This window comes from Lapillicoccus sp. (assembly GCF_025353065.1).
Lineage (GTDB): Bacteria > Actinomycetota > Actinomycetes > Actinomycetales > Dermatophilaceae > Lapillicoccus.
Genome location: NZ_JANXRJ010000223.1, coordinates 1 through 19,238 on the forward strand (window position 1 = coordinate 1; position 19,238 = coordinate 19,238).

General features: G+C 73.7%; 14 protein-coding genes. 2 read left to right on the top strand and 12 right to left on the bottom strand.

Annotated features, from left to right (window positions below; genetic code table 11):
• The 12 genes from Q0R63_RS16835 to Q0R63_RS16890 form a co-directional block, all read right to left on the bottom strand.
• A partial coding sequence (locus Q0R63_RS16835) for a transglutaminase-like domain-containing protein (protein ID WP_295699802.1) occupies positions 1–2,778 on the bottom strand: 2,778 nt, incomplete at its 3' end.
• Positions 2,775–4,076, bottom strand: a complete 1,302-nt coding sequence (locus Q0R63_RS16840; protein WP_295699806.1) for a DUF58 domain-containing protein — start codon at positions 4,074–4,076, stop codon at positions 2,775–2,777. The genes Q0R63_RS16840 and Q0R63_RS16835, both read right to left, overlap by 4 nt.
• A complete protein-coding gene (locus Q0R63_RS16845) occupies positions 4,070–5,041 on the bottom strand; it encodes a MoxR family ATPase (protein WP_295699808.1) in 972 nt (323 codons plus the stop codon). Before Q0R63_RS16845 ends, Q0R63_RS16840 begins: the two co-directional genes overlap by 7 nt.
• Before the next feature lie 37 nt (positions 5,042–5,078).
• Positions 5,079–6,368, bottom strand: a complete 1,290-nt coding sequence (locus Q0R63_RS16850; protein WP_295699810.1) for a hypothetical protein — start codon at positions 6,366–6,368, stop codon at positions 5,079–5,081.
• Positions 6,369–6,447: 79 nt separating this feature from the next.
• Positions 6,448–7,176, bottom strand: a complete 729-nt coding sequence (locus Q0R63_RS16855; RefSeq protein ID WP_295699811.1) for a hypothetical protein — start codon at positions 7,174–7,176, stop codon at positions 6,448–6,450.
• Between the two features lie 11 nt (positions 7,177–7,187).
• Positions 7,188–8,906, bottom strand: coding sequence for a serine/threonine-protein kinase (locus Q0R63_RS16860; protein WP_295699813.1), 1,719 nt, complete (start codon positions 8,904–8,906; stop codon positions 7,188–7,190).
• Positions 8,903–11,359 carry an FHA domain-containing protein gene (locus tag Q0R63_RS16865; protein WP_295699814.1) on the bottom strand — a complete coding sequence of 819 codons (2,457 nt, stop codon included), beginning with the start codon at positions 11,357–11,359 and terminating at the stop codon, positions 8,903–8,905. Before Q0R63_RS16865 ends, Q0R63_RS16860 begins: the two co-directional genes overlap by 4 nt.
• Positions 11,353–12,171, bottom strand: coding sequence for a protein phosphatase 2C domain-containing protein (locus Q0R63_RS16870; protein ID WP_295699815.1), 819 nt, complete (start codon positions 12,169–12,171; stop codon positions 11,353–11,355). Before Q0R63_RS16870 ends, Q0R63_RS16865 begins: the two co-directional genes overlap by 7 nt.
• Positions 12,168–12,677 carry a hypothetical protein gene (locus tag Q0R63_RS16875; protein WP_295699817.1) on the bottom strand — a complete coding sequence of 170 codons (510 nt, stop codon included), beginning with the start codon at positions 12,675–12,677 and terminating at the stop codon, positions 12,168–12,170. The genes Q0R63_RS16870 and Q0R63_RS16875 overlap by 4 nt, the downstream gene beginning before the upstream one ends.
• A gap of 31 nt (positions 12,678–12,708) precedes the next feature.
• Positions 12,709–13,257, bottom strand: a complete 549-nt coding sequence (locus Q0R63_RS16880) for a hypothetical protein (RefSeq protein WP_295699819.1) — start codon at positions 13,255–13,257, stop codon at positions 12,709–12,711.
• Between the two features lie 121 nt (positions 13,258–13,378).
• Complete coding sequence (locus Q0R63_RS16885) at positions 13,379–14,647, bottom strand: hypothetical protein (RefSeq protein WP_295699821.1); 1,269 nt, start codon at positions 14,645–14,647, stop codon at positions 13,379–13,381.
• A gap of 184 nt (positions 14,648–14,831) precedes the next feature.
• Positions 14,832–16,253, bottom strand: a complete 1,422-nt coding sequence (locus Q0R63_RS16890) for a CCA tRNA nucleotidyltransferase (RefSeq protein WP_295699891.1) — start codon at positions 16,251–16,253, stop codon at positions 14,832–14,834.
• A 178-nt stretch (positions 16,254–16,431) separates the two neighbouring features.
• Here Q0R63_RS16890 and Q0R63_RS16895 point away from each other — a divergent pair, with 178 nt between their 5' ends.
• A complete protein-coding gene (locus Q0R63_RS16895) occupies positions 16,432–16,917 on the top strand; it encodes an NUDIX hydrolase (RefSeq protein WP_295699824.1) in 486 nt (161 codons plus the stop codon).
• Between the two features lie 58 nt (positions 16,918–16,975).
• Positions 16,976–19,204 carry a DUF6049 family protein gene (locus Q0R63_RS16900; protein ID WP_295699827.1) on the top strand — a complete coding sequence of 743 codons (2,229 nt, stop codon included), beginning with the start codon at positions 16,976–16,978 and terminating at the stop codon, positions 19,202–19,204.
• Positions 19,205–19,238: the final 34 nt, after the last annotated feature.

The following is a 19,238-nucleotide window of genomic DNA, read 5'->3' on the forward strand; positions in this document are numbered from 1 at the left end:
CCTTGTAGACGTTGCCGACGATGTTTTGCGAGCTCTTGCGCTCCCAGTGGAGCTCGGACAGGCGTCCGTTCTCCAAGATCGCGATGCGCGTCTCCTCGAAGCTCGTGTTGGCGAGCACCTCGCGCTTGACCGGCGCGCGGTTGCTCTTGCCCGTGTTCGTGCGCTCCTGGCTGCGCCCGCGGTCGTCGCGCTCGTCGCGCCGGCCTTCGCGATGGCGATCGCCGCCGCGGTTCTCGCCGCGCCCGCGCCCGCCTTCCGCGCGTCCGCCCTCGGCGCGTCCGCCTTCGCCGCGCCCGCGCCCGCCTTCGCCTCGACCGGTCTGGTCGCGGCGTCCCTGATCTCGCCCTTGTCCGTTGCGGTCCCGTCCGCCGCCCTGCGGGGGGGCGGGCCGGACGACCTGCTGGGGGGCGGGCCGGACGGCTCGGCGAGAGGCGACCCGGTCCACAGCCCACGCCACCGCGCGAGGTCGAGGTCCGCAGATCGACGCTGCCAGAACGACGCCCGACCGCGTAGCCACGACCGGACGCCGGACGCCCGGACCCATGCGACCTCGGCGTCGGCGTCCTGCGGTGCCTGAGCCGCGAAGAGGAGGGCGTCGGTCGTCGCGGCGAGCTGCGGCAGGGCGTGCTCCGCGGAGCCGGGGCCGGCGGCGCGCTCGAGGACCTCGGCCTGCTCTCGTCGGGTGAGTCCTCGCGGCACGACGATCCCCAGTCCCGCGGCCGTGTCGACGATCTCGGCCCAGGCCGCCGCCACCCGGGCGGCCGGTGAGCCGCTGGTGCGGCGCCGACGACGACGCAGGATCGTCGCGAGGGCGGCCGCCGCCAGGGCGAGGGCCGTCACCAGGAGGAGCGCCCCGAGGGCCCAGCCTCCGACGATGAGCACCGTTGCCAGGAGTGGGCGTTCACTCGATGAGCCGACAGCGGCCGGCGCGGCGACGGCGGGTGGGACGGTGGTTGCGGGCGCGGGGACCGGAGGCACCGACGGCGTGGGGGCGACGACGGGCGCCGGTGTGGCCCGCTGCTGCTGCGGCGCCGGGTGCCGGCCGCGGTCGGGGACCACGTCCTGCGGCAGGATCGGCAGCCACGGGCCCGCGGCCGTCTGGACCTCGACCCAGGCGTGGATGTCCCTGCCCTTCACGACGCCGGCCTCGGGCAGGGCCCCGAGGACGACCCGGCTCGGGACGCCGAGGCGGGAGCCGACGAGGGCGAGGGCAGCGGCATACTGCTCGTCGTCGCCGACCATCTGGGGGGAGCCGAAGAACCGGGCCATCCGGCTGAGGCCGTGCCCGGGGAGGTACTCGCTCTCGGAGCCGCCGGGGGGTCCGCCGTCGGAGTAGGCGCCGGTGGTGCGCATCTCGCGGGCCGCGGTGCGCAACGTCGTCCAGGGGTCGGTCGAGCCGGCGCTCCACGCCGTGATCCGCGGGTCGAGCAGCCGGGCGAGGCTGGGGTCGACGCCGGCGCCGGTCGCGAGCGCGAGACGGGCGGGAAGCGCGGACAGGGCGGGGGGCGCCGTCACGAGCGCCTGGAGCCGGTAGGTGTCCCCCGGCGCGAGGCCCGCGGGCAGGACCCCGGCGCTGGTGACCGGGTCGAAGCGCAGCGCATCCGCCAGGTCGGCGGCGCGGGGGCCGCCGAACTCGAGCCCGGTGACCGTGGCCACCGTCGGCAGCCACACGTCGGCGTAGCCGTTCGTCGAGACGGTGACCGTCACGGTGACCGGCGAGCCCGGGAGACCAGCCACCGGCGCGGCGATCTCGTGCCCAACGCGGCGGAACCGCACACCGCTCGCACCCCCCGTGCTCCACACCCGACCGTCGTAGGAGTCCATGGTGAGCAGCCGGACGGGGATGCCGTCGGGCAGTCCCGAGACGGTGAACAGCGTTGCGGCATAACGCCCTGAGGGATCGGGCTGGGTGTAGGCGCGGAAGCCGGCGAGGGGGCTGGCAGCCGCGCCGACGACGACCGGGGAGGTGAGGGCCGACCGCCATACCGTCCTCGTCGCGTGCCCGCCGGGCAGGAGGGGGCCGAGGAACAGGCCGCCGACGGCGGCGAGCGCGAGGAGCGCCGCGCTGCTGAACGTGCGGGCGGCCAGGCCCTCGCCACTCGGCAGTGGCGCACCCCGTCGCCCGTGCCGCACCGCCGCCCAGGCGAGCAGGACCACGCCGAAGGCCGCGCCACGCCACGCGGGCTGCGCCGGCCCGGCCGACCCGAGCAGCACCGACAGCACGAGCAGGAGGAGCGGCGGGAGCAGAGCCGGGGCGACGGCGTCCCAGCGGCGGGCCACGGCATACGAGACCGAGGCACCGACGAGGCCGAGGAGGAAGGGCAGCGCCATCAGCGGTCCGGCGCTGTCGACCGGCAGGACCGAGGTCAGCAGCAGCACCCACCCCGTGACGGCGGTCCCGAGCAGGCCGCCGAAGGTCGACCCGCTCGGGAGCGCGCCGACGATCAGGTCCTGCCGGGTCGCGAGGGGGCCGCCGAGCAGGAGGTAGACCGCCGCGAGCGCGAGGAGCACGACGACGGCCGGCATCCGCGCGACGAGCAGGACGTGGGTCACGACGAGGGCGAGCAGGCCGCCGGCGAGACCGACGACGAGCCAGGCCGGGCCGGCGAAGGAGGAGGCGAGGCCGAGGAGGGTGAGCAGGTGGAGGACCAGCACGGCCACCGCGTCCTCGAGGGCCGTGGGGGTCGGCACGAGGGCCCGGCCCGCGGCACCCAGCCGTTCCCGGGCGGTGGGCGCGGTGACGAGCATGCTCGGCGGTGGCGGGGTGAAGACACTCACGTGCGCAGTCCGGCGGCGAGCAGGCGCGGCAGGTCGTCGAGGTCGCGCAGCGAGAGCACCAGCATGCTCTCGAGACGGCGGATGCCGTCGGTGGCGGCGCCGACGACGATGACGACGCACCGCACCTGGGTGCCGAACTGGTGGAGGGCCCGGTCGAGGTCGATGGTCGATCGGCGTGGGCCGGTGACGACGAAGGCGACGCTGGTCTCGGGGGCCAGGCGCGCGGCGGCCGTGACCTGGCGCAGCAGCGAGGCGTCGTGCGGACCGGTGCGGGCCATGTCGTTGAGGAGGTCGGGCGCCGAGATCCGTTGTCGCCGTATGTCGCCGCACACGATGGATGCCTCCTGCCGGTCCTTGAGGACACGCAGGACGAGGGAGGTCGCGACGGAGAAGGCGGTCTCGAGGTCCGGTGACGACCCGTCGGGCTCGGCGGGCGCTGCCGACGGCGCGGCACTCCCGGCGGCAGCACGCGCGTCGACCCGGATGGCCGTCCGGAGAGCAGCGCGGAGGTCGGTGCCGGGGTCGGCGCGGGTATGCCGCGCGCTCGCGTCGGCATACGACTGCGGCTCGGTGTCGACGACGACCGTGACGTGCGAGCGTCGGGTGTCGAGGTCCTGGCGGACCTGCAACCGCCCGGTGCGCGCCGAGGTGCGCCAGTGGATGTGGCGGCGGTCGTCGCCGGGCTGGTACTCCCGCAGGGCGTGGAACGCGAGGTCGGCGCTCGTGCGGTGCTCGGTCTCGGTGCCCTCGAGGTCGCGGAGGAGACCGAAGCCCAGCGTGGGGATCGGCAGGGTGCGCGGGTGCACGACGACCTCGTGCACGTCGGTCCAGCGCACCCGGCGCCGGACCAGCCCCAGCGGGTCGCCCTGGAGCGTCGTGGCGGGACCGACCCGCACGATCCCGCGGCCGGTGCTCGGGACGGCGAGCACCTCGCTGTGGCCGGCTCCGGCCTCGAGCGACGGGACGGTGAAGCGGACGGTGCCGGGTCCGACGGGCAGCTCGACGAGGAGAGGGAGCAGTCGCAGCCGGCCCCGGTTGGTGACGACGACGGCGGCGTGGACCGGGCCGCCGACCGCCACCCGGGTGGGTGAGACCTCGACCTCGATCGTCACGCGGGCGCGCACGAGGGTGAGGACGACGCAGGCGACGAAGAGGACGATGGCGGCGTCGGCCACCATGAGCAGCTCGCGCCAGCCGAACGACGCCCCGAGCGCCCAGCAGACGGCGGCGAGCAGCAGGGTGAGCCATCCGAGCGCGGAGACGCGCGCGGTCAGCCGGCCGGCGAGGGGCATCACCATCCGGCTCTCAGGGCCGGGGGGGTGACGTCGGCCAGGACCTGCCGCACGACCTGGTCGACGGTGACCCCGCCGAGCTGCGCCTCGGAGTCGAGCAGGAGCCGGTGGGAGAGGATGGGCTCGGCGAGGATCTTGACGTCGTCGGGCACGACGTGGGTGCGCCCCTGCGACAGCGCCCACGTCTTGGCGCAGCGGACATAGGCCAGGCATCCCCGGACCGACAGCCCGAGCCGCAGCGAGGGGTGGCTACGGGTGGCGTCGGCGATGCCGCTGATGTAGCTGAGCAGTGCGGCGTCGACGTGGACCTCGTCGGCGAGGCGGCCCATGTCGGCGATGACGTTGGGCGTGACGATGGCGGTGACGAGCGACGACCGGTCGCGGTTCTTCGCCTCGGACAGGATGGCGAGCGTCGCCTCGTGGTCGGGGTATCCGACGCTCGTCCGCATCAGGAAGCGGTCGACCTGGGCCTCGGGCAGGGGATAGGTCCCCGAGTGCTCGATGGGGTTCTGCGTCGCGACGACCATGAAGGGACGGGGCACGGGATGGGCGACCCCGTCGACGGTGACCCGGCCCTCGTCCATGACCTCGAGGAGCGCCGACTGGGTCTTGGGCGACGCGCGGTTGATCTCGTCGGCCAGCACGATCGTCGCGAAGACCGGGCCGGGGTGGAACTCGAAACGCTTGTGGTCGGGGTCGTAGATCGTCACGCCGGTCACGTCGCTCGGGAGCAGGTCGGGCGTGAACTGGATCCGGCCGTGGGTGCCCTGGACGGTGCCGGACAGCGCCCGAGCCAGCTGCGTCTTGCCGGTGCCGGGGACGTCCTCGAGCAGCAGGTGGCCCTCGCTGAGGAGACAGGTCATCGCCAGGCGGACGACGTGGTGCTTGCCGAGCACCGCCTTCTCGACGTTGGCCACGAGCTGCGCGAACGTCTGCGCGAACCAGTCGGCCTGGTCCTGGGTGACGGTCATGGTGTCAGTCTCTCCTCGGCCGGGTGGGCGGACGTGGTCATGAGCCCTGGACCTGAGGGCTCGCGGACGCCCAGTCGTCGATCCGCACCGGATCGGCGTCGACGTCCCAGAGGGTCCCGGAGTCGAGGTCGTCGAGCACGACGATTCCGCGGTCGACCCGCAGCCGGACGCCACCGAAGTGGCTGCCGCGGGCGAGCGAGCCGAGCTCGACAGCCTGCGTCGTGGTCGCGGCCGGGCCTGATGCCGTGCCAACGCAACTGCGCCCGAACCAGACCTTCGCCGCCACCGCCCAGGCCCCGTGGAGGCAGGCGTCCACGTGGACGGGACGGGACAGGATGACCGATGAGGGGGCGCCCTGGGCGTCGGTGCGCGCGCTGTCCGCGAGGGCGACGACGGTCCCGCTCTGGCTGCCGTCGCCCAGCGGGACGACCTTGAGCTCGGCGGGGGTCTCAACGAGGACATAGGGGCTGTCGGCCCCGGGCTGCTGCAGGGCCACCTGGGCGAGGCCGCCGGTCTGTGACGGGGAGTCGTCGGACACCTCGACCGGTGCGGCGAGACCCGCGGCATGCAGCAGGGCCGTCGCGGGATCGTAGGCCACCCAACGGTTCCCGACGACGGTGAGCTCGACGGCCTTGGACGTGAAACCGAGGGGCGCCGACGTCGCAGCGCCCAGGCGGCCGCTCGTGGCGTCGACACCGATGGTGACGACCGTGCCGGTGGCGGCGGACGCGGCATACACCGATCCGTCGTCGCCGACCGCGACCGCTGCGACCCCACCGACGACCGCGAGGGGCGGTGCCGAGGGCGCGATCGCGGCGAGCGAGTGGACCGCTCCGTCGGTGCCCACCCGTTCGGCCCAGACCCGGCCGGTGCCCGGGTCGACCACGGCCACGGTGCCACCGCGGACGTCGACCGGCAGGGGCACGGCATACGGCAGCCCGGTGGCCTTCGAGGGCAGCGGCAGGGCGATCGACGAGGAGCTGCGCAGCGTCGCCGTGCCGGGGTCGATCGGCAGGACGCGGGCCGGGGAGCCGGCGACGACGAGGACGGCGGGCCCGTCCTGGACCACGTCGACGACGGCGCCGGTCGCCCCCTCCACCTCGCCGAGGCCGACGCCCGCGTCGAGCTGCCCGGCCGCGGTGTTGAGCCGACCCACGAGGGTGCGTGAGGAGTCGCTGACCCACACCCCGCCGTCGTGGAGGCTGATGGTGCGAACCGCTTCGCCGCTGGCGTGCGCCGCGGACCAGACGAAGGCTCCGGCGGCGAGCGCGACGACGACGGAGGAGGCCACCGTGGCCCGTCGCCTCAGCGTGCCGGTGGTGCTCATCCCTCGTCCTCCCCCTGTCGTCGGTGCCCCGTCGTGGTGGTGGGGGCCCTGCCGTGGTCGCCCTCGTGGGACGGGCCGCTCAGCCGTGCGCGTCCCCGGATGCGTCCGGAAGCGCGTCCCCGGGTCCCTCGAGGAGAGCGAGGTCGGCCTCGGTCACGATCTTCGTCGAGAGGGCGTGCTCGACGAGTCGCGACTTGCGGTTGCTGGCGAGCTTGCCGACGCCGCCGTGGAGCCCGCGGGTGCCGGCGTCGGCGAGCTTCTGGCAGACGTTGTCGAGCTTGCGGTTGAAGCGGGTGATCGTCCACCCGAGCCGCTCGGCCGCTTCGGCTGACGACGGGATGTGGCTGGTCCCCGGGGAGTTGCGCCGCAGGAAGGGCTCGCACAGGGCGACCACGAGCAGCTTCTGGTCGGGGGTGAAGCCCACCCGTCCGACGGTCGCCTGCCCTCCCTCCTCGGTCACCGTGTCCTGCTCTCGCGCCACGGCCCGGAAGGCGGGTCGGTCGATGGTGATCTCGAAGTCGTAGGTCGTGGGGCCCGCCGTGAACCACACCATCATCTTGTTGAGGGCCAACGGGATTCGCGCACCCGGGTTGAGCCAGGCCTGGAACAGCCCGTGCTCGTCGGCGACGGTGGCGGTGAGGGTGGAGCCGACGTTGACCAACCACCAGAAGCCGTTGTCACTGGTGACCATCAGGAAGGTGCGATGGAGGAACGGGTTGTCGTCGATCTCGATGTCGCCCGAACGACCGATGGTGAGGTCCGTGCCGGGCGCGGCGACGAAGTCCTCCCCGCAGAAGGAGACGGTCACCTTGCTGTGGATCACTGGGCCGTCTCGCACTTCGTGGCGGACACCGGGGAGGTGAGGTTGGCCCGCACGACCTGGACCACGGCGCAGACCGTCTTCCCGGCGGCGGCGCTGACCGTGAGGGTGCGCGCCGCCTGCGACGACGGCCGGACCGTGGTGGTCGCCTCGACCGTCGGCCCGACGTAGACCCGTGACACGTCGGTGCTGCGGGGGTCGGCATAGCTCCAGGCGAAGAGGACCTTCCCGGTGCCGGTCGTGGCGGTGAGGGCCGGCGGTGCGAGGACGTCGCCGGGCCCGGTCGACGCGACGGTCGGGCTGCCGGTCGACGCCGGCAGCGGCGTGCTCACAGCGGGCGCCGTGCTGCGCGGCCAGAGCACGACGATCGCCGCGACCAGTCCGAGCACGACGACCCCGGCAACCACCGGAAGGAGCCAGCGCGGGTTCTCCTGCGGGGTGGCTCGCGCCCGCGCTGACCGCGCTGACCGGCCTGACCGCGCTGACCGGCCTGACCGCGCGGCACGCCCTGACCGCCCGGCGCGCCCGCCCGGCGGAGGTGGTGGGACGGGGGGCTGGTCGTCCAGCGGTCGGGCGGGACGCACGAAGGCACCGGATCCCGAATGATCGCCCGGGGGCGATGGCACGAACGAGGAACCGGGGGCCCGCACGCCGGGGTCGCGCGGGTCGCGCGCACCGGCGCCGACGAGCGCCCGCGGCTGCGTGTGGCCATCGGGCGGCGGAGCCGGCGGTGCCGGCGGCCCTTGCGGCGCGGTATACGTGCCGTAGGCCGTTGCGACAGCAGGCACCGGTGACATCGACGGCCGGGGCGAGAGGACCGGAGGGCCCGCGCTCTCCGTCGTCGTCTGCCCCTGCTCGTCGAGGACGACGATCGGTGTCGCGGGCAGGTGCAGCTCGACCTCGACCTCCTGCAGGGCGCGGGCCAGCTCGATCGCCGACGCGGGCCGGGCCGCCGGGTCCTTGGCCATCGCTCGGGCGAGCAGCCTCTCGAGAGAGGCGGGCACGTCCGCCCGCCCGGTTGTGGGGACCGGCGTCGAGCGGATCCGCGGCATGAGCGCGTAGGCCGAGTTGTCGCCGCCGGGGACCTCGAACGGCGACCGCCCGACGAGCAGCTGCCAGAGTGTCGCCGCGAGGGAGTAGACGTCGCCGCGCACGTCACCGTTGTTGTGGCCGTAGAGCACCTCGGGGGGAGCCCACGGCACGGAGACCCCGGTGTCACCGGTGTCCTGCTCGGGACCGCCGCGACCCGCGATGCCGAAGTCGGTGAGCCCGGGGACTCCGTAGGGGCTGACGAGGACGTTGGCGGGCTTGATGTCGCGGTGGATGATGTTGGCCCGGTGGGCGGTCTCGACGGCGCTGCCGAGCTGGATCCCGGTGCGCAGGACCTCGGGGACGGGGAGCCGCTCCACGCGGGACCGCGCGGCGAGGTTGGGTGGTGGGTAGTACTTCATCACGAGGTAGGGGCGGCCGTCGCTCGCAGTGTCGGCGCGGAAGACCTGGACGATGTAGGGATGGTCGCCGAGCTGCGCCATCGTGTCGGCCTCGTTGACGAACTGCGAGCGCACCGCCTCGGTCAGCCCCTCGCCCTTCAGGACCTTGACCGCGACCGGCATCCGCGGGCTCTGCTGCTGGTAGAGCAGGACATCGGCGTAGCCACCCGCGCCCAGCGGCTCGACGTAGTCGAGACCCGGGATCTGGGGCGCGGGTGTCGGCGTCATCGCTCCACCTCGAAGGTCAGCTCGACCTCGTCGGCCAGCGAGATCCTGGTGCCGGGCGTGACGACCTGCTGCTCCTGCGGCCGCAGCCGCACCGGCCACCCGCCCGGGACCGTCACCGTCGTGCCGTTGGTCGCGTCGAGGTCGCGGACGACGACCTGCCATCCGTCGAGAACCACCTCGAGGTGGGTGCGCGAGACGTCCTTGCGAGGGCTCGCGACGCGCACGACGTGGGGACGCGAGGCGGCGGGCAGATCCAGAGGCGGCTTGGGTGCCCGACCGAGGATGACGCCGCGGTCGAGGGTGACGACATCTCCCGAGGACAGTCGCAGGTACCCGAGCGGCGGGCGCGGCATCGTGATCGGCTGCTGGGCGGCGATCTCGCGCGAGCACTGCCGGCACCGGCTGGTGTCGGGCGGGTTCGGGTGACCGGACGGGCAGCGCACCCCCGTGACGGACGGGCCACTCCCCTGGTCGTGGGGGGGCACGGCGCCCACAGGCGTCCCGGTGTCGGCCGGCGTCGGGGTGACGGACTCGTCGCGATTAGCGGGGTTGTCGCGGCCGTCGGGGTTGTCACGGCTGTCGGGGTTGTGAGTGACCGGCGCCGGTGCGGCGGCTGGGCGACCGGAGTAGAACCGCGCTCCCGTCGTGGCCGGAGGCGTCGCAACCGGGGGCGGCGGGGTCTGTGGTGCCACCACGGGGACGATGGCGGCCGCCACGGGCACGGTTGAGATCCCGACCGGAGGCACTCGTCTCGGTGGCTCGTCCGCGCTGCGTCCGGGCGCGGTGACCTGTTGCGGCCCGGGTCGCACGACCGGCGCACCGGGCACCTGGGGGGCGGGCCATCCGCCCACCGGAGGTCCCTCGGGAATGGTACTGGGGGCGGTGGGGGGGTTTGCCCCCGCAGCGGTCCCGGCGCCGAGGCCGGCCGGGTCCTTAGGGGTGGCCCACGGTACGGAGGAGATGAGCAGACCTCCGCCGGCCACCGGGGACACGGGGTCGGACGCCGACACGACCTGCGGGAGGGCGGCCGGGTCGGCGCTCGGTTGCGCGGCGCCGCTGGCGAGGTCGGTTCCCGGGGGCAGGGGGACGGCGGGCGGTTGCTCCCTCACGGACGGGGGCAGGCTCACCGGCTCGTCAGGATCTGCGCGCTCGTCGTTGCGCTCGTCATGGCGATCGCCGAGCGCCACGAGCTTGGCGAGGTAGGCGTCCCGGTCGACGGTCCGCCCGAAGAGGTGGTCGTAGCCGACCTCCGCTGGTGCGGGCACGACGTCGGACGAGGCCGCCCACACGTCGGTCGGGTCGACCGAGGGCAGGGGTCCCGGACCGGGCGGCACGGAGGCTGGACCGCCCCGCGCGTGCCCACCGGCGAGAGGCAACGCGCTGGGGTGGGGGCCGTCCGTCTCGGCGTCGCCCGGCAACGGATGCGCGGGCGCCGGATTCGCGGGCGCCGGATCAGCAGACGACGGATCCGCAGGCGACGGATCAGCAGGTGACGACCCGGGACCGTCGAGCGACGGGATCGCCGTCAGGGTCTGCTCCCCGACGACCGATGCCCCTGCGGGAGTCACCACAGTCACCGGAGGCACTTCAGTCACCGCAGGCGCCGGTGCGCTCGCCGCCGGTGGTGGTGAGCCGGAGAACGGGGTCTGCGGCACACCCGCGAGCAGCGGCCGGTGGTCGCGCCACGACGGGAGGCCGTCGAGGAAGGAGCCCACCGCAGCCGGCGGGCTGCTCCCCGGGGGAGAACCGGAGGGAGGGGTCGAGTGAGAGGTCGAGGAAGAGGTCGAGGAAGGCGTGGAGAGCGGGATCGACGAAGAAGTGGAGGGCGGCTCGGCGGGTGACGGGAGCGCAGCGTCGGCCTCCGGTCTGGCCGGGGCGAGCGATGGGTCCGGTGCCTTCGCCGGGTCGGTCAACCAGCCCCGCGGGCCGGCCGAGCCCGCACCGGTCGGCAGGACGGGCACCAGGGGTCCCGAAGATCCCGGGGGGAACGACGCAGCGTCGGCCGGGGCCGGACTGTCGCTTGCAGGCGGCATACCAGCGAGAGTTGTTGTTGCAGTAGACGGCTGGCCAGCAGGATCCGGCCGGGGCCCGCTGCGGAGCCTGATCGCCTCGACCGACCCCTCGAGATCGACATCGAGCCAGACCCGCGCACTGGGCGCAGCGAGGAGGCGCTGGCCCTCGGGCGTTCCGACCTCGATCCAGGCGCTGCCGTGCGCGACGACCCGGATTGGGTCACCGACGTGGACACCCGCGAAGGAGGGCGCGCTCCGGGGTCCGTTCTTCGCCAGCACGTCGATGACGGCGTCGAGGTCGTCGCTGTCGGCGGCGTCGCTCGCACTGATCAGCAGCTCGTCGTCGTCACGCAGCGCGACGAGAAGGTGGACCGAGGGGCCACCGATGTAGGTCCACCCGAGTGGGGGGATGTCGACGTCGACGGTCGGGGAGCTCACCATCCTTCGGTCGTCACCTGACCCTGGCGCTCCTGGCGCCCTCGAGGCGACGTCTCCTCGTCGATGTCGGCGACGCCTTGCGCGCCGGCCAGGGAGACCACGATGGCCGTGACGTTGTCACGTCCACCGTGGTCGCAGGCGAGGTCGACGAGAGCGGTGGCCGCCGCCTGGGCGTCGGGGTGACCGAGCAGCACGCTGCGGATGTCGTCCGAGGAGCATTCGTTGCTCAGGCCGTCGGAGCAGACCAGGAAGCGCTCGCCGGGTTGCTGGGGAAAGACCCAGGTGTCCACCGCGCCCATGGGGTCACGGCCGAGGGAGCGCGTGACGACGTTGCGGGCGGGGTGTGTCCGCGCCTCCTCCTCCGTGATCCACCCGGCGTCGATGAGCTCACGGACCTCGGAGTGGTCGACGGTGACCAGCTCGAGCTCACCGTCCCGTGAGAGCCGGTAGACGCGGGAGTCCCCGATGTTGAAGACGGCCCAGTGGTCGCTGCCGCTGACCTCGATGACCGCCAGTCCGGCCAGCGTCGTGCCCATGCCGGCCTGCCGGGGGTCGTTCGCGGCGGAGCGCAGGATGGTGCGGTTGGCTTCGTCGACCTGGGCGACGATGTCCTGCAGCCGCAGCCGGGCCATCCCGTCGAGCCGCCCCACGGTGCGCGCGGCGATCTCGCTGGCCACCTCGCCCGCCGCGTGCCCACCCATCCCGTCGGCGACGGCGAACACGGACTCCGAGGCGACCGCGGCGTCCTCGTTGTGGTCGCGGACCCGACCGACGTCGGTCGCCACTCCTGCCGTGAGCTCGAGCATCACGGTCATGCCCGCACGCCGGAGCGAGCCTTCCAGGGGACGACCCTGGCGCTCCGGATGATCGTCTTGATGACCGGGTAGTCCGTGGCTGCAGCCGAGCCACCGCAGGTGCCGACCAGCTGCAGGAGGTTGACGGCACCTCCCGGCACGACGGGCTCCAAGGTGTGGAACAGGTGCACCTGCAGCAGGGTGCCGGCGCGGTCGTCCACCCAGGAGAGGTCGATGCCGTCGAAGACACAGCCATCGATCTCACCCCGGAACACGCCGGCGGTCTCGCCCTGTGCCCTCCCCGCGGCGGTGGCCCGGATCTCCTCGACCGCGCGGTCGACGGTGAAATCGTCCTCCCGGTGCTCGACACGCACCAGCACGTTGCTCATGAAGTCTCGGTCGGCGCCCGGCTTCCGGGCCGAGAGCAGCGCCCCGGGCGCCGTGGTCGGCTCCCAGCCCTGCGGGAGGTCGAGGGACACCTCCGGCGGAGCGGGGAACAGCTCGCTCGGCGAGGAGATCGTCGTCATGGTGCGGATCCTTTCATCCGAGGACGGGGCATCAGGCGCCGTGCGAGGTGCCGACGGGCCCGTTCTGCTCGACGCGCCCGCCCTGCTCGACGCTCCCGACCTGCCAGGGCGTGATGGTCGCTGAGCGCAGGACCCCCTGCAGCACCTCGTACTCCGTGGCGGCCTCGGGTCCACCGCACGAGCCGATCAGCTGGATCATCTGGACGGCGCCGCCGGGCACGAGCGCCTCGAGCGCGTGGAAGAGGTGGACCTGCAGGATGGTGCCGACCTGGTCGTCGACCCACGACAGGTCGAGCCCGACGAAGGTCAGTCCGCCGATCTCGCCCTGGAACGGCGGCGAGGCCACGCCCTGCGGCCGCCCCGGGGCGCTGCCCTGGATCTCCGCCACCGCACGGGAGACGTCGAAGTCGTCCTCCCGGTGCTCGACCCGGACCACGACGTTCGTCATGAAGCCCGGCCCCGGCTTCCGGGCGGCGAGCACGGTGCCCGGGGCCTGCGTTGCCTCCCAGCCGTCGGGGAGGTCGAGCGACAGCGCCGGGAGCGCCGGGAAGCGCTCGCTCGGGTAGGTCACGGTCGTCATGGCTGGGAAGGTCCTTCCGCGGGTCGCGCCCGGATCGGTCGATGTGGTCGTTGGTGCACTCCGGGTCCATTCTCACCGACGCCTTCCGTCATCACCTCATGCAATCGGCCGGGAGCCCCGGTCAGAACCAGTTGCTCGGGTCGAGGGCGTGACCCACGTCGTCGATCACGGCCTTCGGGCTGAAGCTGACGTCGAACGTGATGTCGATCCCGATCCCCAGGGTCGCCCCGAGGTCGGCGCTGACCCCCACCTTGTCGAGGCTGAGGGAGGCATCGGCGGTGGCCTTGATGCCGACCCCGTAGGAGACCCCGACACCGGCCGAGGCGTCGACGTACCTGGTGTCCACCCCGGCGGCCGCCTCCGCCTTGCCCCCGACGAAGGCATCGGCACCGACGTGCGCCTGCAGCCCGTCCGGCCCGACCCCGACCATCCCTGATGCGTTGGCCTCCGCACCGGCGTAGGCCTTGCCCTCGGCATACGCCGGTCCGGCCATCACCTTGCCCTGGGCGTAGCCGAGATAGGCGCCGGCGGTGGCGCTCGCTCCGACGCCGAGGATGCCGTCCTTGTAGCCGGAGTAGGCGTCGCCCTGCGCCTGTGCGTAGCCGACCGCGGCCATCACCTCGTGGTGCGCGCCCACGTCGGACACCGTGGCCACGGCCACGTCCGCCTGGCCGTGGGCGAGGTTGTAGGTCGCGCTGGCATGGTCGCTGACCTTGTCGGGACCCTCGGGGGCGGCGTGCTGCGGCTGGGGGCCGCGGTCGCGCTGGTAGCCGATGCTCTGGCCGTAGTCCTGCGCGACCTTGTGGTTGCCGAGGTAGGTCTCGCCGTAGGAGGAGCCGCGGGAGGTCTGGCCGTCGGCGAGCAGCCCCGTCGTGGTGGTGGTGTCGATGCCCACCCGCGTCTGACCGGGCCCGTCGGTGACGGAGAGGGTGGTGGTGGTGCTGCCGTGCTTCACCGCATACTCCGTCGTATGTCCGGTCGGGGTGTAGCTGGTGCGCGCCGGGCCCTGCCCGTCGGGGGTCAGCCAGCTCGGGGTTCCGGGCCCACCCCCGGAGCCGCTCGGCCCACCACCTGACCCACCCGGCCGGCTGCCTCCCCCGGTGGTCCCGCCGCCCCCGGAACCGCTGGCGCGGCGCTGGTCCGCCGCGTTCTGGGTGAGCTTCTCAGCGAGCCCGGCGAGCGTCGCGCTGGCCTGGCGGCAGGACGGGCCGACCTTGGTCCGAAAGATCGCCATCGACGCGCCCTGGTCGTCTCCCGACCAGTTGGGCGCGAGCACCAGGGCGACGCCGGAGGTGGCGCGGTCGATCTCGAGGAGCTCCGCGGCATACTGGCGGAACCGGCCGGTGCTCGCGTCGAGCGCCTCCGGGTCGGCTCCCGTGGTGAATGCCATGTCGACCTCCTCCCTGTCCGCGCCTCGTGCTGCCGTTCCTGGTGGGCGCGGCGGGCGCGGCGACCGGGTGCCCCCTGGACCACCCGGTCGCGCTGACACGACCGTACGGTCGCGGGAAGGTTCCGGGAATGGGGAGCACTCCCCATCGGAGCGGTCGGGCAGGTTCAGCAGCGCTCGACCGCGCTCAGGCCGAGGGCCGTTCGGCCCACCAGGCGAGCAGCCGCTCGCGCGCCACATCCGGGCCGAGCAGGCCCTCGTCGAGCCGGAGGGCGAGGAGGAAGCGGTAGGCCTGCCCGATCTCCCGACCCGGCGGTATGCCGAGCAGCTCACCGATCTCGTCGCCGTCGAGCTCCGGCCGCACGGCGGCCAGCTCCTCCTGCTCGAGCAGCGTCTCGATCCGGGCCTCGAGCTCGTCGTAGGTGCGCGCGAGACGGGCCGCCTTGTGGGCGTTGCGGGTCGTGGAGTCGGAGCGGGTCAGCAGGTGGAGCCGGCCCAGCAGCGGGCCGGCGTCGGTGATGTAGCGGCGGACGGCCGAGTCGGTCCACTCCCCGGTGCCGTAGCCGTGGAAGCGCAGGTGCAGTTCGACGAGCCGCGAGACCGCCTTGATGGTGTCCTTGTCGAAGCGCAGCGCCCGCAGTCGCTTGGCGACGAGCTTGGCTCCGACCACCTCGTGGTGGTGGAAGCTCACCCCGCCCGCGGGCTCGAAACGGCGGGTGGCGGGCTTGCCGACGTCGTGGAGCAGTGCGGCCAGCCGGAGCACGAGGTCGGGCCCGGACACCTCGACGGGGGTCTTGACCCCCGTGACCCGGCGACGACCCTCGAGGCCGATGGCCTGCTCGAGCACCGTGAGGGAGTGCTCGTAGACGTCCTTGTGGCGGTGGTGCTCGTCGATCTCGAGCATGAGCGCCGGCAGCTCCGGGAGGAACTCGGCGGCCAGCCCGGTCTCGACGAGCAGGGTGAGCCCGGCCCGGGGCGACGCCGAGAGCAGCGTCTTGCTCAGCTCGTCCCGGACCCGCTCGGCCGAGATCATCGACAACGTCGACGCGCGCTCGACCATCGCGGCGCGGACCTCAGGCGCGACGGCGAAACCGAGCTGCGCGGCGAAACGGGCCGCCCGCATCATCCGCAGGGGGTCGTCGGCGAAGGACTCCTCCGGCGTCGCGGGCGTGCGGATCACCCGCGCCGCCAGGTCGGCGATCCCGGAGTGCTGGTCGACGAACTCCAGCGAGGGCAGCCGGATCGCCATCGCGTTGACCGTGAAGTCGCGGCGCACGAGGTCCTCGGCGAGCGAGGTGCCGAAGACCACCTCGGGCTTGCGGCTCGCCCGGTCGTAGGAGTCGGTGCGGTAGGTCGTGATCTCGATGATCGTGGCGCCGAGCCGCAGGCCGATCGTGCCGAAGGCCCGGCCCACGTCCCAGTGCGCGTCGGCCCACGACCCGGCGACGGCGAGGATCTCGTCGGGGGTGGCGTCGGTGGTGAAGTCGAGGTCGGCGCTCGTCCGGCCGAGGAACGCGTCCCGGACCGGGCCACCGACGAGCGCGAGCTCGTGCCCGGCGACGGTGAAGAGGCCGCCGAGCTCCTGCAGCAGGGGGAGCACCGGCGCCAGGCCTGCGACGGCCTTCCGCCGGAGACGGTCCCCGTCCGCCCCAGAGCCCTGTCCGGACGGTGGGGGTGGTGAGGAGACGGACACGGCGGTCCAGCCTAGGCGGTCGGGTGGCCTGACGTGACCGGTGCGACGTGCGCGGGCCCGCACCGAGCGCAGGGTCGCTGGTTACAGTGGGCTGATGAGTGCCATGACGTCAGGCCAGGCGAACCACGCCCGCCGCCTGCCCGCCGTGGAGGAGCGCTCGGCCGGAGGCGTCGTCATCGACGTCCACGAAGGTGTCGCCAGGATCGCCGTCATCGCCCGTCGCAACCGCGCCGGAAGGGTGGAGTGGTGCCTGCCCAAGGGGCACATCGAAGCCGGCGAGACCCTGACCGAGACCGCCGAGCGGGAGGTCGCCGAGGAGACGGGGATCGTGGGCCGCGTGCTCGCCGAGCTCGGCACCATCGACTACTGGTTCGCGACGTCCGACCGGCGGGTGCACAAGTTCGTCCACCACTACCTGCTCGAGGCCACCGGGGGAGAGCTCACCATCGAGAACGACCCCGACCACGAGGCGATCGACGTGGCGTGGTTCCCCCTCGTCGAGGTGCACCTGCAGCTCACGTTCCCCAACGAGCGCCGGATCGCGCAGGTCGCCTGGGAGCGGCTGGCAGGCACCGCGTGAGTCGAGCGGTCGCCACGTGAGTCGACCCGCCGGCCGCCGACGGCAGAGGGTATGCCGCGTGCTCACCAGCGTCACCCTCCTCACTTGCGCGCGGCTGCTGCCGACGGCGACCGGGCCGGCGGGCGCCGCGCCGGCGCCGGGCAGGACCGCGACGACCACTGCGGTGACCGGCGTCGGCACCGACGACCCGGCAACGACCGCCACCTCGGTCCTCACGATCACCTCCGTCTCGCCGGCCGTCGCCCAACCCGGCACGCCCGTCACGATCACCGGCACGGTCACTCCCCGCGTCGCCGCCCTCTCGGCGCCGACCCTGCGCCTCGTGCGCGGCACCGACGGCCCGGGCAGCCGCCTCGACGTGCGGGCCTGGGCGGCGAGCACCACCGTCCCCGCCGGCCGCAACCTGGCGGAGGCCGACCTGCCGCAGCAGGTCGCGGTGGGCACCAGCGTGCCCTTCACCCTCACGGTCCCGGCCGGTGGGCTGGGCACCACGCCCACCTGGGGGGCCCTGCCCCTGGCCATCGTCCTCGACGACGGCACCACCCGCGAAGCCCTCCACACCTTCGTCGGCTGGCAGCGACGCAAGGAGTACCAGCCCCTCTCGGTCGCCGTCGTCGCTCCCCTGACCCTGTCCGCCCGACCCGAGCTCTTTTCCGACGTGACCGCGACCCGACTGGCGGCCTGGACCACGGAGATGTCCCCGTCGAGCCGGCTCAGCCGGGTCGTGCGCGGCACCGACACCTCACCCGTCCCGGTGACGTGGGCGCTCGATCCGGCCGTCCTCGGCCGGGACGGGCGGACCCCGGCCCAGGTTGCTGCCGACCTCGTCACGGCCGTGGTCGCCCCGCTCCTGACCACCCTGGGCGCGGCCGGGTCGCGACACCCCATCTGGGCCCTGCCCTACGCCGACGCCGACATCGCCGGGACCGTGGCGGCGAACCCCGCGGACCCGACCGTCACGGACGAGCTGGCTCGCACCGTCGCCGACACCGGCAGCCTCGGCCCGTCGGCCACGGTCTCCACGGGGGTGGCCTGGCCGGTCGACGGCGGCCTGGACCCCAACCGTGAGAAGGGGCTCAGGACGGCATACGGGAGCTCGCTGCGCGGCGCGCTCGTCTCCGGGTCCGCGGTGCCGCAGACCGAGGGCTTGACGACGACCGCGACCGTGCGGTCAGCGTCCGGACTGCCCCTGCTGGCCTGGGACGACACCCTCAGTGAGCTCACCCTGGCCACCCGGACGGCGAGCGGGTCGGCCCTGATGACCCAGCAGTTCGTCGCCGAGACCGCCGCCCTCCTCGGGGAGAGCCCCGGGATCGACCGTTCGCTCGTCGTCGCCATGCCGCGCACGATCGACCCGGATCCCGCCACCATGGGCGCCTTCCTCACCGCTCTGTCCGGGGTGCCCTGGCTCTCCTTCACCACGGCCGACGCGCTGCTCACCGAGGCATCGGGGCACGACCAGGTCACGACCGGCGCCGGCACCTGGCCAGCCGCCAGCCCCCAGGTCGACGCAGCGGCGCTGACCCGGATCTCGCAGCTCCGGCCCACGATCGGGCGGGTCTCCGCCGTGGTCCCCGACGGAGCCGACTACCGCCTGACCTGGAACGACAGCCTCGACCAGCTCACGTCCAGCCGATGGCGCGAGCGGCCCGGCAGCGTGGCCACGCTGACCGCGGCCGCCGAGGCGGCCGGTCGCAACGCGACACTGGGCATCCGGGTCTCTGCCCAGACGACGAACTTCCTCGCCGACGAGGGCGTGCTGCAGGTGACCATCATCAACGACCTCGACGTGCGCGTGCAGGACCTGCGCCTCGTCCTCACCCCCGGCAACCCCCGGATGCGGGTCGTCGAGCAGCCTCAGCCGCAGAGCATCGAGCGCAAGAGCCGGGCGACGGTCCAGGTCAGGATGCAGGCCGTGGCCGCCGGGCTCGTCCCCATCACCGCGACCCTCACCACGGCGGACGGCACGCCGATCGGCACCTCGGCCGATCTCGTCGTCCGGGCCAACCCTCCCGGCCGGACCTTCTACCTCGTCCTGTGGGGGGCGGCCGGCCTCGTGCTCGTCATCGGCCTGGTCCGGACGCTGCGCTCGATCGTGCGCCGTCGACGCCTCGGGCCCGTCGACCCGATGGACCCCCTGATCCTGAGCGACGCCGACGACGCCACACGGAGTCAGGCCGCTGTCCCGGGTGTCCTGGCCGGAGATCACCGGAACGCCGAGGCGCAGGACCTCGAGGGGCTCTCCGCGCGGGCGACCGAGCCAGAGCTCCCGGGCCCCGTAGGATGACGACGCAGTCCCGCCACCTCGACCGTGCCGCCGA

Coding starts and splice junctions, on each gene's coding strand:
- Q0R63_RS16840 (WP_295699806.1), bottom strand. CDS start 4,076: ATGGTGATGCCCCTCGCCGGCCGGCTGACCGCGCGCGTCTCCGCGCTC.
- Q0R63_RS16880 (WP_295699819.1), bottom strand. CDS start 13,257: ATGACGACCGTGACCTACCCGAGCGAGCGCTTCCCGGCGCTCCCGGCG.
- Q0R63_RS16875 (WP_295699817.1), bottom strand. CDS start 12,677: ATGACGACGATCTCCTCGCCGAGCGAGCTGTTCCCCGCTCCGCCGGAG.
- Q0R63_RS16860 (WP_295699813.1), bottom strand. CDS start 8,906: ATGACGCCGACACCCGCGCCCCAGATCCCGGGTCTCGACTACGTCGAG.
- Q0R63_RS16845 (WP_295699808.1), bottom strand. CDS start 5,041: ATGACCGTCACCCAGGACCAGGCCGACTGGTTCGCGCAGACGTTCGCG.
- Q0R63_RS16895 (WP_295699824.1), top strand. CDS start 16,432: ATGAGTGCCATGACGTCAGGCCAGGCGAACCACGCCCGCCGCCTGCCC.
- Q0R63_RS16850 (WP_295699810.1), bottom strand. CDS start 6,368: ATGAGCACCACCGGCACGCTGAGGCGACGGGCCACGGTGGCCTCCTCC.
- Q0R63_RS16885 (WP_295699821.1), bottom strand. CDS start 14,647: ATGGCATTCACCACGGGAGCCGACCCGGAGGCGCTCGACGCGAGCACC.
- Q0R63_RS16870 (WP_295699815.1), bottom strand. CDS start 12,171: ATGACCGTGATGCTCGAGCTCACGGCAGGAGTGGCGACCGACGTCGGT.
- Q0R63_RS16865 (WP_295699814.1), bottom strand. CDS start 11,359: ATGGTGAGCTCCCCGACCGTCGACGTCGACATCCCCCCACTCGGGTGG.